10 protein-coding genes and 4 tRNA genes are annotated in these 13,135 nt (G+C 67.8%); 10 read left to right on the top strand and 4 right to left on the bottom strand.

Features of this window, described 5'->3' with window-relative positions:
• Positions 1-34 precede the first annotated feature (34 nt).
• The 4 genes from LQF10_RS09790 to LQF10_RS09775 all read right to left on the bottom strand — a co-directional run bounded on the left by LQF10_RS09790 (position 35) and on the right by LQF10_RS09775 (position 5,233).
• Positions 35-1,558, bottom strand: coding sequence for a molybdopterin-dependent oxidoreductase (locus LQF10_RS09790; protein WP_231063670.1), 1,524 nt, complete (start codon positions 1,556-1,558; stop codon positions 35-37).
• Between the two features lie 45 nt (positions 1,559-1,603).
• Positions 1,604-3,742, bottom strand: a complete 2,139-nt coding sequence (locus LQF10_RS09785) for a DEAD/DEAH box helicase (RefSeq protein ID WP_231063669.1) — start codon at positions 3,740-3,742, stop codon at positions 1,604-1,606.
• A gap of 234 nt (positions 3,743-3,976) precedes the next feature.
• A tRNA-Val gene (locus LQF10_RS09780) sits at positions 3,977-4,048 on the bottom strand.
• 75 nt (positions 4,049-4,123) lie between these two features.
• On the bottom strand, positions 4,124-5,233 hold the full coding sequence (locus tag LQF10_RS09775; RefSeq protein ID WP_231063668.1) for a chorismate-binding protein: 1,110 nt from the start codon (positions 5,231-5,233) through the stop codon (positions 4,124-4,126).
• A 99-nt stretch (positions 5,234-5,332) separates the two neighbouring features.
• Here LQF10_RS09775 and LQF10_RS09770 point away from each other — a divergent pair.
• The 10 genes from LQF10_RS09770 (at position 5,333) to LQF10_RS09725 (ending at position 13,041) form a co-directional block, all read left to right on the top strand.
• Positions 5,333-5,405: transfer RNA gene (locus tag LQF10_RS09770), tRNA-Gly, on the top strand.
• Between the two features lie 47 nt (positions 5,406-5,452).
• Positions 5,453-5,523 (top strand) — tRNA-Cys (locus LQF10_RS09765).
• An 11-nt stretch (positions 5,524-5,534) separates the two neighbouring features.
• Positions 5,535-5,609: transfer RNA gene (locus LQF10_RS09760), tRNA-Val, on the top strand.
• A gap of 166 nt (positions 5,610-5,775) precedes the next feature.
• Positions 5,776-7,785 carry a threonine--tRNA ligase gene (gene thrS, locus LQF10_RS09755; protein WP_231063667.1) on the top strand — a complete coding sequence of 670 codons (2,010 nt, stop codon included), beginning with the start codon at positions 5,776-5,778 and terminating at the stop codon, positions 7,783-7,785.
• A 1-nt stretch (position 7,786) separates the two neighbouring features.
• Complete coding sequence (locus LQF10_RS09750) at positions 7,787-8,338, top strand: HIT family protein (RefSeq protein ID WP_231063666.1); 552 nt, start codon at positions 7,787-7,789, stop codon at positions 8,336-8,338.
• Positions 8,325-8,957 (top strand): phosphatidylinositol phosphate synthase, encoded by a 633-nt coding sequence (pgsA, locus tag LQF10_RS09745; protein ID WP_231063665.1) that lies wholly within the window; start codon positions 8,325-8,327, stop codon positions 8,955-8,957. Before LQF10_RS09750 ends, pgsA begins: the two co-directional genes overlap by 14 nt.
• Entirely contained in the window at positions 8,954-10,006 is a 1,053-nt protein-coding gene (locus LQF10_RS09740; protein ID WP_231063664.1) for a phosphatidylinositol mannoside acyltransferase, read from the top strand. The genes pgsA and LQF10_RS09740 overlap by 4 nt, the downstream gene beginning before the upstream one ends.
• A complete protein-coding gene (locus tag LQF10_RS09735; protein ID WP_231063663.1) occupies positions 10,003-11,181 on the top strand; it encodes a glycosyltransferase family 4 protein in 1,179 nt (392 codons plus the stop codon). Before LQF10_RS09740 ends, LQF10_RS09735 begins: the two co-directional genes overlap by 4 nt.
• Positions 11,181-11,792, top strand: coding sequence for a hypothetical protein (locus LQF10_RS09730; RefSeq protein WP_231063662.1), 612 nt, complete (start codon positions 11,181-11,183; stop codon positions 11,790-11,792). The genes LQF10_RS09735 and LQF10_RS09730 overlap by 1 nt, the downstream gene beginning before the upstream one ends.
• Positions 11,793-11,973: 181 nt before the next feature.
• Entirely contained in the window at positions 11,974-13,041 is a 1,068-nt protein-coding gene (locus tag LQF10_RS09725; protein ID WP_231063661.1) for a PrsW family intramembrane metalloprotease, read from the top strand.
• Positions 13,042-13,135 lie beyond the last annotated feature (94 nt).

Genomic DNA, 13,135 nt, shown 5'->3' with positions numbered 1-13,135 from the left:
CGCGCCCGATCACCTGGCGTGAGCGTGCTCCCGCTCACTCCACCTTGAGCGAGACCACGTGGTATCCGGACGCACCGTCGGGTGCGGGCGCCGCGCGTTCGGCGGTCTGCGGCTCCTGATCGTCCCAAGCCCGGCAGCGGACGGCATGATCTCCCGGAGTCGCGTCGGTCCAGGTGAAGGACCACTGCCGCCAACTGTCGATGCCGGCATCGGCAGCGAGGTCGGCATCGATCCACGGACCGTCATCGATCTGCACCTGCACCCGGGTGATGCCGCGTTGCTGTGCCCATGCCGTACCCCCGAGGGTGACCACTCCGGCGGGAACAGTAGCCCCGGTTCGGGGCACATCCACGCGTGAGGCGGTCTTGATCGGACCGCGCTCGGCCCATCCGCGGGGGGTCCAGTACCCCTCATCGTCCGCGAAGCGGGTGACCTTGAGCTCGGTCACCCACTTGGTCGCCGAGACATAGCCGTACAACCCCGGAACCACCAGGCGCACGGGGAAGCCGTGCTCGGTCGGAAGCGGCTCACCGTTCATCCCGATCGCCAGGAGCGCGTCTCGGTCGTCGGTGAGCGCCTCCAGGGGAGTAGAGGCCGTCCATCCGTCGGCACTTCGGGAGAGCACCATATCCGCGGAGTCCTGCACCCCTGCTCGTGCCAGCACGTCCCGGACCGGCAAGCCCAGCCAGGTCGCGTTCCCGGCCAGTGTCCCGCCAACAGCGTTGGAGACGCAGGTGAGTGTCACCAGCGCCTCCACGAGCGCCGAGTCGGCCAGTTCGGCGTAGCTGAGTCGAACCTCCTGGTCGACCAGTCCGTACACCCGCAGTTCCCACTCGTGCGGATCGACCTGGGGAACCGAGAGTGCGGTGTCGATCCGATAGAAGGTGTCATTGGGGCTGACGAACTCCGGCATCTCGTCCAGGTCGACTTGTGCAGCGGCAGGCACTGGCGGGGCCGGATCGACAGGGTCCGGTAGGTCGATACTCCTGCGAGCGGCCTGGACGGACGTCCGCGTGCGGGACAGCGCCGACCCGGCCACGGTGATCAGCGCGGCTGTGGCCCCCACTGCGGTGGCCGTGCGCAGGAACGTTCGCCGAGCCGGTCCTGAACTGATGTCCCGCTCGATCGCTCCGAGCACGAGCAGCAGACCAGCGATGCCGCCGACGGCACCCAGGCCGGTCGGAACGATCGCGTACTGCGTGGTGTCCGGTCGACTGGCTGCGGCCAGCGCGCACACTGCTGCCAGGGCGAGCACTGCGCCCACCCCGAGGGGCCGCCGCCGGCCGGCAAGGATGCCGGTGACGGCTGCCAGGGCGAGAGCGACGATACCCAGCACCACGAACAGGACGGCCTTGTCGGCGGTCCCGAAGGTGGCGATCGCGAAATCCTTCAACCATGGGGGAGTCAGATCCACCACTGCTGCGCCCAGCGCCGCGTGCGGTGCTGCTGGCGGATCGATCAGGGTGGCGGTCAGCCAACCGACGGCGAAGAATGCCCCGCCGGCAAGGACACCGGCGGCTGCGTGCCGCCGCGAGGGGGACGAGCGACTCTCTGCCATGGCCTCACGCTACGCGGCGGGCCGCAGGTGAGCGGGGTGGACATCTTACAAAGCGGTGAGCATCAGGTGGACCAACGCGTCCACCTGCACGGTCTCGCTGGAGACGATCTCGGTGTCGCTTCCGTCGAGGGCCCGGGCCGCGAGGCTCTGCTTGGAGTCGATCAGCTCCGCGATCTTCGTGTCGATCGTGTGCGCAGCGAGGATCCGCCAGGCCGTCACCGGCTCCTCCTGTCCGATCCGGTGGACGCGATCGATCGCCTGCTCCTGCTCGGCCGCCGTCCAGGAGAGTTCGGCGAGCACCACATTCGAGGCGGCGTGCAGGTTGAGACCGACTCCCGCAGCGAGCAGGGAGCAGACCGCCACGGAGACCTCGGGGTCCTTCTGGAATGCGTCGATCGCGGACTGGCGAGCCTTCGCCGACTGGTCGCCGCGGATGGAGACGGTGCGCAGTCCGGCCTCGGCCAGCACGCGTTCGGCGGTGTCCATCACGTCGATGTGCTTGGCGAAGAAGACCACCTTGCCCACCGAATGCACCAGCTGTGCGGCGTAGTCGGCCGCCACGGCCGCCTTGGCCTGACCGATCCGCCGCACCATGGTGAACACGTTCTCGCCGTCAGCGGTGGGGGAGGTGGACTCAAGTTCTGCGCGTGCGACCCGGCGCATGAGGTCCAGGTCGGGCCCGGCCTCGGGGTCGTATCCACCCGCGCGGCTCTCCAGCAGGCGGCGGTACCGGGTGACGAGGCGTTGGGCCAACTCACGCTCAGCAGCACGGATGGACTTGCCCACCTCGTTGTCCAGCTCCACCGGCAGGTCAGCCACCCGCTTGGCCGGCAGGTCCTTGGCCACGTCCGTTTTCGTTCTGCGGACGATGCCCAGATCGATGACGGCGGCCCTCGCCTCGGGATAGAAGGCCCGATCCGCGGGCGTCAGGCCGGTGGATTCGAGCCGCCTGGTCAGCGCTGGTGAGGGCTGGTGCCCGTCCGTCCAGCCAAGGAACTGCCAGATCGCGTTGAAGTCCTCGACATCGTTGATCAGGGGCGTTCCGGTCAGCGCCATCAGCAGCGGGTTGTTGCCGGGACTGCGCTCCCGGATCTGCCGGGAGAGTGCGAGTACGTGCTGTGAGCGCTGAGAGGAGAGATTCTTGATGAAGTGTGCCTCGTCCACCACCATGGAGCGGAATCCCAGGGTGGCAAGCCAGGCCAGGTGCCGGTCGAGGACGGCGTAGTTCACCACGAACACATCGGCGAACGCGTCCATGTCCCGGCCGTCGCCGTGGATCACCGTGACCCGGCGTTGCGGGGTCCATCGCTGCACTTCACGAGCCCAGTTGATCTTGACCACGTTCGGCACCACGGCGAGCATCGGATAGGCCTGGGCGACCGATGCACCGAGCACCGACTGTGCCGTCTTGCCCAGGCCCGGTTCGTCCGCCAGCAGGAATGTGCGATGCCCGCGCCGAACGGCCTCAAGGAAGCGAGCCTGATGCGGCATCAGCTCGAGGTCGCGAGGGGAGAACAGGTCGCGCCTGGGCGCATCCGGCAGACGCATCGTCGCCGCACCACCGCCGGCGCCCTGTTCGAACGCCCGGTACAGCGGGTCGATCAGGTCCCAGCCGGACAGGTAACCGGAACCGTCAGCGGCCGACTTGGCGCTGAGATCTGGCTCGAGGAACGGATTGGCACGCACCCGTGCGCGCACTTGAGTGGGAACCACTTGGCGCGCGGCGAGTTCGTCGGGAACCACGGCACTCTTGTGGTGCGCCGGCGCCTTGATCGTGAGTTCGTCTTCAGTGAGTTCGACGCCGGACTCAATCAGCCACTCATTGCGCATCCGCTGGGCAGCCGCTGAGGGGGCACCCTGGGGATCGATCAGGCTCAGCAGTGAGGTGTCCTGCGCCGCCGTCCGGGCGAGGATGGTGGCCACCCCGTCCAGCCGCTTGAGGACCTCCGCCCGGGCGGCGTTCCCGAGGCTCTCGTCGGCCTTGATCCGGGCGCGCTCCTCGCGTACCAGCAGCGCGATCACCTGGAACTTGATGCGGTTGGTCGGACCGACCTTGCCCTTGACGGACTTGGACTCCACCTCACGCACCCGGCGAGCCAGGATCGGAAGGATCGGCGCCGGGTCATTGGCGCGTGAAGGCCGCCGACCGGATCGGGTCGACGTACGGGAGCCGGCTGACGGCACGTGGTCCTCCTGAGCAGGCACAACGGACGCAGAATCAGCGATGCTGCCCTGCGCTCTCTCTCGCGCTCCGGGCCCGGTCGTGGCCTGACGAACACGCCCTCAACCTGGGTTGCCCTCGGAAACGCCTCAACCGACCGCTCGAGAGAGCGTCCGTGCGCACACCGAGGGCCGCTGAATCGGGATGCAGATGCGATGCTGCGGCGCCGCCGTGCGGACGGCTCCGTCTGATCCCGGTGGGCGATACTGGGTTCGAACCAGTGACCTCCTCGGTGTGAACGAGGCGCTCTACCACTGAGCCAATCGCCCGGGTGTCATTCCGCTCGCGGTGTGACGGTAGACGATGCTAGCAGGGTTGTGAGCGACCTTCGCACGCCGCACGGTCTATCGGCTCGCCAGGCCAAGAAGGCGAGCTGCCTTCAACTCGGTCTCGGACCACTCACCGGCCGGATCGCTTCCCCACGTGATCCCAGCGCCGGTACCGAAGGCGAGCGTGCCATCGGACCACCAGAACGTCCGGATTCCCACCGCGAGTCGAGCAGTTCCCCGATCGGCGTCGATCCAGCCGATCTGCCCGCAATAGGGACCGCGAGGAGCGCTCTCAAGCTGGTCGATGAGGCGTAGCGCCGAGGACTTCGGCGCTCCGGAGACGCTGCCGGGCGGGTGGGTGGCGGCAAGGATCGCCTGCCATTGAGTTCGATCACGGGCGGGATCGATGTGCAGGTTGCCCCGTACGCGGGAGACCAGGTGCACCAGCCCGGGGTGGTGTTCGGCGCGGAGCAGGTCAGTCACGGTCACCGTGCCAGGGCGGCACACCCGCTGCAGATCGTTGCGCACCAGATCGGTGATCATGACGTTCTCCGTGCGGTCCTTCTCCAGCAGTTCCGATTCACGTGCGGCGGTCCCCTTGATCGGACCAGACGCGATCGTGCCGTCGGCCACCTCGATGGACAGCTCCGGAGAGGCACTGACGACCCAGCAGCCCGGCGTCCCGGGCACCTCGGGAACGTCGATGAGAGCCGCATATGGCGCGGGATTGCCGCGGGCGAGTCGCACAGCGAGCGGGGCGGGATCGGGGCGTCCGGGCAATCGGGCCGTAAGGATCCGGCAGATGTTGGCCTGGTACACCTCACCATCGCGAATCGCCGCACGAACGGCCGCGACGGCTGCGGTGTAGGCCGTGCGATCCATGGACGAGGTCCATTCCTGTGCCACGGGTCCGTGCCATGGGCCCGCATCGCGTACCACCCGGGCCGATCGTTCGACGTCGGCGAATCGCCAGGCGTGCACGTCCCCCTCGAACTCGGCCACGACGGCCCACCACCCACCCTGAGCAAGCGCGTCCGGCTGCCTCGAGAGGTTCGCGTACTCAGTGACGCCCTCTGCATGGACGCCTCGGAACCATGCACGCGAGCGGGACCAGGCCTCGTCGGAGAGGGCACGCGTCGACGGCGCACGGTGGCCCGGTGCGGCGGCCGGGGGCTCATGTGGCATGCCCCACACGCTAACGACACCGGTGCGATTTGTACGTGTCCGACAGTGTGGGTTAAAGTTCCTGACGCACGCCGAACGCATTTGTGCGGGAGGCAGCATGCGGATGTGGCTCAGTTGGTAGAGCATCACCTTGCCAAGGTGAGGGTCGCGGGTTCGAGTCCCGTCATCCGCTCGGAGACGGGGACCCATAGTGGAGATGGCGGGTCCGAACCGTCACCCGGTGGGTTGGCCGAGAGGCGAGGCAGCGGCCTGCAAAGCCGTATACACGGGTTCGAATCCCGTACCCACCTCGCACTCGAGAGGGCGATTGGCGCAGCGGTAGCGCGCTTCCCTGACACGGAAGAGGTCACTGGTTCGATCCCAGTATCGCCCACCACACGATACGAAGCCCCAGAGCGTCGCCACGCTCTGGGGCTTCGTGCGTCGTTCCCCCTGGAGCACGGCATGGCGCACGGGGCGGACTGCCGAAATCGAGTCCAGGTCGGCTCCCGGGAGTGGATACGATCGTGAACGACCACCGCCCATCCATTCAGGAGTTCCCCGTGCCCGAGATCACTCTCCGTGTTGACGACTCACCGCGATCGGTCCCGGTGGGCACCACGGGCACGGACCTGTACGGCGATCAGCGGGACGTCGTCGCGGTGCGCGTGGACGGAGCCCTGCGAGACCTCGACGTCGTCGTCAGCGGTGGTCACGTGGTCGAGGCGGTGCGCTTGAACAGTCCCGACGGCCTCGAGATCCTGCGCCATTCCACCGCCCACGTGCTCGCGCAGGCCGTACAGCAGGTTGACCCACAGGCCAGGCTCGGTATCGGGCCGCCGATCACGGACGGCTTCTACTACGACTTCGACGTCGAGACTCCCTTCACCCCCGACGATCTCAAGGCTCTCCAGAAGGCCATGGCCCGGATTGTGAAGGAGGGTCAGTCCTTCCGCCGTCGGGTGGTGACCGATGCGCAGGCGCGCACCGAACTGGCCGACGAGCCGTACAAGCTTGAGCTGATCGGGCTGAAGGGAGCCGGCGGGGACGCCGGCGCGGCGGCCGAGGGCGCCGCCGCCGAGGTGGGTGCCGGGGACCTGACCATCTATGAGAACCTGCGCCGGGACGGTTCGGTGGCGTGGAAGGACCTGTGCCGCGGTCCGCACCTGCCCACCACCAAGCTCATCGGGAACGGCTTCCAACTCATGCGCAGTGCGGCCGCGTATTGGCGGGGGAGCGAGAAGAACCCGCAGCTGCAACGCATTTATGGCACTGCCTGGGCAGACAAGGACGACCTGCGCGCACACCTTGAGCGCCTCGCCGAGGCCGAACGCCGAGACCATCGGCGGCTGGGCTCTGAACTCGATCTGTTCTCCTTCCCGGAGGAGATCGGATCAGGCCTTCCGGTGTTCCACCCCAAGGGCGCCATGGTCCGGATGGAGATGGAGAACTATTCCCGCCGCCGCCATGTGGAGGCCGGCTACTCATTCGTCTCCACCCCCCATGTGACCAAGGGCCACCTATTCGAGACCTCCAAGCACCTCGAGTGGTACGCCGACGGCATGTATCCCCCGATGCGGGTGGACGAAGAACGTGACGCCGATGGCACCGTGACCAAGGCCGGACACGACTATTACCTCAAGCCGATGAACTGTCCGATGCACAACCTCGTCTACCGCTCACGCGGACGCTCCTATCGTGAGCTCCCGCTGCGGCTCTTCGAGTTCGGCCACGTGTACCGGTATGAGAAGTCCGGGGTGGTGCACGGGCTCACCCGGGCCCGCGGCTTCACCCAGGACGATGCGCACATCTACTGCACCCGGGAGCAGATGCGCGACGAGCTCGGATCCCTGCTGACGTTCGTCCTCGATCTGCTCAAGGACTACGGCCTGGACGACTTCTACCTTGAACTGTCCACCCGGAACCCGGAGAAGTCGGTCGGGGATGAAGACACCTGGGACGAGGCGACTCGTACCCTCGCCGAAGTTGCTGAAGCCTCCGGCCTCGATCTGGTGCCAGACCCCGGCGGGGCAGCGTTCTACGGCCCGAAGATCTCCGTACAGGCCAAGGACGCAATCGGGCGCACCTGGCAGCTGTCCACGATTCAACTCGACTTCTTCGAGCCCGAGCTCTTCGAGTTGGAGTACACCTCCAGTTCCGGCGCACGCGAGCGTCCGGTGATGATCCATCGCGCGCTGTTCGGATCCATCGAGCGCTTCTTCGGAGTACTCACCGAGCACTACGCGGGTGCCTTCCCGCCGTGGCTGGCACCGGTGCAGGTGCTCGCGATCCCCGTGGCTGAGGTCTTCGACGATTACGTCCGCGACGTGGTCGCACAGCTCGTGGCAGCCGGCGTACGCGCCGAGGTCGACGTCAGCGATGACCGGTTCAACAAGAAGATCCGCAACGCCACGAAGCAGAAGGTGCCGTTCGTGCTGATCGCCGGCGGCGACGATGCCGAAGCAGGGGCAGTGTCGTTCCGGTTCCGGGACGGTAGCCAGCGCAACGGGGTCCCGGTGGCCGAGGCCGTGGCACTGGTGCGGGACGCGATCGAGCAGCGCGTGCAGGTCTGAGGTGGAGGACATCGACTCACTAGCTGGCACGCCGGACGGCTACGAGCGGCTCTGGACCCCGCACCGGATGGCGTACATCGCGGGAGAGTCGAAGCCGACCGACGACCGCCCAGGGATCGGTTGCCCGTTCTGCTCATCGCCGGATCGCCCGGATGCTGACGGGCTGGTGGTGTACCGCGGAACACACTGCTACGTGGTCCTCAACCTCTTCCCGTATAACCCCGGACACCTGTTGATCTGCCCGTACCGGCACGTCCCGGACCTGGTGACGATGTCGGTGGAGGAACGCGGTGAGCTCATCGAGCTGACCGAGGCTGCAATGCGGACGCTGAGTGCCACGAAGAGTCCGGCAGGTTTCAATCTCGGCATGAACGCCGGTGAGGTGGCGGGGGCAGGGGTGGCCGCGCACGCTCATCAACACGTGGTGCCCCGGTGGGCCGGCGACGCCAACTTCCTGCCGATCATCGCCCGTACCAAGGCATTGCCCGAACTCCTCGAGGACACGCGGCGCGAGTTGAGCGAGCATTGGGGGGGCAGCGATGGTCCTGGGTAGGCGTGGACGAGGATTCACAGAGACGCTTTTCGGTCCACTGGCACGCGCCCTCGTGCGCGCGGGAGTGAGTCCGAACGCGGTCACCGTAGGTGGCGCAATCCTGGTGGTTGCGGCAGCGCTGTGGCTCTTCCCGACCGGCCACCTCACCGTGGGTGCGCTGGTGATCGGGGCGCTCGCCCTGACCGATTCGGTGGACGGGTTGATGGCCCGCGAACGCGGCACAACATCGGAGTTTGGCGCGTTCCTCGATTCCGCCCTGGACCGGTTCTCCGATGCTGCAGTGTTCGTCGGCCTGAGCTGGTATCTGGTGACGTCGGCCCCTCCGGCGTGGCAATTGCCCGGCCTGGCGGTCGGAACGGCCTGCCTGGTGCTCTCCATGGTGGTCTCCTATGTGCGCGCGCGTGCCGAGGGCCTCGGTTTCACAGCCAAAGTGGGGATCGCCGAGCGAGCGGATCGTCTCATCGTCGCCCTCGTGGCTACGTTGGCCGTCGGCCTCGGCGCTCCCGACGAGCTTCTCGTGGTGGTGCTTGGCGTACTCGCGGTGGCAAGCATGATCACGGTCGTACAACGCATCGCCACCGTGTTCCGGCAGAGCCGACGCGTCGAGGAGGAGCAATGAGTGCGGTCGATCCGGCCCGGGTGTTCGCCCTCGCCTGGCGGGTGGTGCCGCGGCTGCCGGGGCCCCTGGCCCGCGGGATCTTCGACGTCGTCGCGATCGTTGCGCACGGCCTGCGGGTGCCCGGTGTCGTTCAGCTCGAACGCAATCTCGACCGGTTTGTGCCGGGCCAGAGCAGGCGCCGGCTGCGCCGCCTCAGCCGCGCCGGGATGCGCTCGTACATGCGCTACTACTGTGAGGCGTTCCAGCTCCCTGCGATGACTCAGGCCCAGGTGGACGCCCGCGTGCGGGCTACCGGGCATGAGCGGATCGCTGCGCACACGGCCGCCGGTGAGACCGTCGTCCTGGCGCTCGGTCATGCCGGCAACTGGGACCTCGCCGGAGCGTGGGCGAACCGGCATCTCGGCACCGTCATCACGGTGGCCGAACGACTGGAGCCGGAGGAGCTCTTTCAGGAGTTCGTCGAGTTCCGCGAGTCGCTCGGCATGGTGATCGTTCCGTTCGAGCGTGGTGGGGGCGTGTTCCGGCGTCTGCTGAGCGCCTCTCGTCGCCCCGGTGTGGTCCCCCTTCTCGCAGATCGTGACCTTTCCAGTACCGGGGTGGAGGTGCCCCTCGGAGCGCACACGGTGATGGTCGCACCCGGGCCTGCGGCGCTCGCGCTGGCTCGGAACCTCCGGTTGGTTCCCGTGCTCATCCACTATGAACGCCTGTACGGTGCGCGACGCAAAGCGGCCCGCAGTCCGTGGGGGATCCACATCCACTTTCTTGAGGAGGTACCGGCGCCCGACCGTGCGGAGTACGCGGGCAGCCAGGAGCGCGTCGCCGCGCTGACGCGCCGTTGGTTCCGGCGCTACGCCGACGCCCTCGCACGGGTGCCGCAGGATTGGCACATGCTGCAGAAGATCTACACGAAGGATCTGGATCCGGAGCGACTGGCACGCGCCCGCGCAGCATCACAGCGCCATCGCGGTCAGTACGCGCCTCCCGCGACGTCCTCGAGCACTGAGGGACGTCCCGCGCCGGGAGCGGAACCGAATGGTGTCCAGAGGTGAAGGTCGGACTGGTCTGCCCGTACTCCTTCGATGCTCCAGGAGGCGTGCAGTTCCACATCCGAGACCTCGCCGATCGGCTCATCGAGCAAGGGCATCCCACCTCGGTCCTTGCGCCCGCTGAAGAGGACACGGAGGTCCCGGAGTACCTCGAGTCCGTCGGGGGCGCCGTGCCCGTGCGGTACAACGGATCCGTGGCCCGGTTGGCGTTCGGGCCCGTCGTGGCGTCTCGGACCGGACGGTGGCTCGCCGCGGGCGATTTCGACGTGCTGCACATCCACGAACCGTTCGCCCCCTCTGTCGGCCTGATCGCGCTCCGCCTCGCCGAAGTCCCAGTGGTGGCCACCTTTCACTCCGCACAAGAGCGCTCCCGCGCGCTGCAGCTCGCCTACCCTTTGGTGCGCCCGGGTCTGGAACGGATCAGTGCACGGATCGCCGTCTCCGAGGATGCCCGGCGCACGGTGGTGGAGCACCTGGGTGGGGACGCCGTGGTGATTCCGAACGGGGTGAACACGCGTACGTTCGCTGCGGCGACCCGGAATCCGGAATGGGTGGGCGCCCCGGATGCGCCGACGATTGCCTTCCTGGGGCGCCTGGACGAGCCCCGCAAGGGGCTACCGGTCCTGCTCGGTGCGGTCGAACGGATTCGCGCCCGGCACCCAGGCGCGCGCTTCCTGATCGCCGGTCGCGGGGATCTGGACGGGGCACTGGCCGGACTCGGCGAGCATGCGCAGGCCGTGCAGGGCCTGGGTGGCATCTCGGACGAGGAGAAGGCAGCCCTGCTGGCATCGGTGGATGTGTACGTCGCCCCGCAGACCGGTGGCGAGAGCTTCGGGATCGTCCTGGTGGAGGCGATGAGCGCTGGCACCACAGTCGTGGCGAGTGACCTGTCGGCCTTTCGTCGAGTGCTCGACAACGGCGGATCCGGCTTCCTGTTCAGCACGGGCAACTCCGATTCGCTCGCTGCCACGGTCTGCCGTGCTCTGGAGGACGTCGACGAGCGGGATGCCCGCCGTCGGTATGCGCGCACCGCGGTGGCCAGATTCGACTGGGACGAGGTCTCCACCCGTATCCTGGACGTGTACGCGATGGTGCACGAGTCAGCGGGAGATGCGCACGCAGGAGATGGCCGTCGCCGTGGAATGCTCGGCCGCCTGTTCGGCGGGGGGAGGACCTGATGGGCTCGGCCGAAGTGGCACTGATCGTGGTGGCCATCGTGGCGGTGGCCGTCCTCGTTCTGGTGAGTCTGGCACGGCGCCTGGACCGTCTGCACCGCCGGGAGGCAACATCGCGCGCCACCTTGGAAGCGCAGTTGGTGCGGCGGGCCGAAGCTGCGATCGCGGTGGCCGAGTCCGGAATCTTGGACCCGGCCGGTGCGCTGATCGTGGCCGATGCCGGCTGGCGCGCGGCCGTGGAGTCCGAGCGCCTGGTCGGTGAGGATACGGTGGGTGAGCATTCGGTCGCGGCGGCGGAGGCCCGCGGTCTGGTCGAGAGCGAACTGACCCGGGCGTTGCGGGGTGCGCTCGGCGCAGAGTCCGACCAGCGCAGGATCGCCGAGGATCCCGACGGCGTTGCGCTCCTTGCCCGGTTGGCGCACCACGCATATCGCGTTCAGCTCGCCCGACGCTTCCACAACGACGCTGTCGTGCAGATTCGCCATATCCGGCGTTCGCCGGTGATCCGCGCGTTCCGGCTAGCTGGGAGGGCGCCGATGCCCCGGCCGTTCGAGATGGACGACGCGCTCGACGTGCTCGACCCGACTGCGCCTTCCGCGGGCCCACCCTCCTAGGGGCGACGCCATGCCGCTGGAATACCCACCCGCGTATCGACCCGGGGCATCTGTGCGCCACACTCCGGGAGCCGGTGCTGCGCCGCTGACGCCGTCCCCGTGGCCGCAGGTCGGCCTGACAGCGGCTCACGGGCCGATCGAACAGGTGTGGGCGCCGGGTCAGCGGCGTGGGAACCGTTTCGTGTTCCAGCTGATCGTCTCGATCGTGGGTGGACTCGCCATGTTGGTGGCCATCGGTTACATCGCCATCGCGACCGGTCTGGGGAACACCTCGATTGGATTCGTCCTCGCACTCGTGCCGTTGACGATCGTCCTGCTCGGGGTGCGGTGGCTGGACAGATGGGACCCGGAACCCGCCACCATGCTGGTGATGGCACTGCTCTGGGGCGCCGGTGTCGCCGTGCTGAGTGCGTTGGTGATCAATACGACGGCGATCATGCGGATCTATGAGTCCACCCAGGACCCCACCCTGGCCGAGACCTATGGTGCGGTGATCGTCGCGCCGATCTCGGAAGAGCTGGTCAAGGGGCTTGGCGTGTTGTTGATCTTCCTCCTGCGGCGCAACCACCTGGACGGCCCCGTCGACGGCGTCGTCTATGCGGCCACGATTGCGGCGGGTTTCGCGTTCACGGAGAACATCCTCTACTTCTCCCAGAACGCTGAACTGGTGGCAGAGGTGTTCGTGCTGCGTGGGCTCGTGTCCCCGTTCGCGCACGCGCTGTTCACGTCCTGCATCGGTCTGGCGATCGGGCTTGCGGCGCGTTCACCGCGGAAGGTGATGATCGTGCTCGCCTTCCCGATCGGACTGCTCGGAGCAATTGTCCTGCACGCACTCTGGAACGGGAGCGCCTCGCTCAGCGGCAACTTCTTCGCGGTGTACCTCCTGGTGCAGATGCCGTTGTTCCTGGGCACCGTCGGTCTGCTGTTCTGGCTCCGACACCTCGAGGCCCGGGTGATCCGGTCCCGGCTGGGGGAGTATGCCGCGGCGGGCTGGTTCGCCCCGCATGAGGTCGACATGCTCGCGTCGCTACGGCTGCGTAGCCAGGCAAAGACGTGGGCGGCGGCTTACGGCGAGCGTGCCAAGGCGGCCACCGTGTCATTCCAGCGGGATGCGACCACCCTGGCCTACCGGCGCCAGAAGGTTCGCTCCGGCCGCTCCACGCGGGCCGAACGAACCGAGACCGAGTTGCTGCAGGGGATCGCAGCTGCTCGTCGCGCAGTTGCCGATGCGGCCGCTGCGCGCAGGTGAGACATCCTGCCCAAGCGAGGCGTCCGCCTCACAGTGAGATGGTGGGGGCGAACAGCGGGGGAGCGCCGGCGGGCCACTAGACTGGTCATCGTCT

Origin of the sequence: Ruania halotolerans (assembly GCF_021049285.1) — a bacterium.
GTDB lineage: Bacteria > Actinomycetota > Actinomycetes > Actinomycetales > Beutenbergiaceae > Ruania > Ruania halotolerans.
This window is presented reverse-complemented; position numbering and strand designations above follow the sequence as displayed.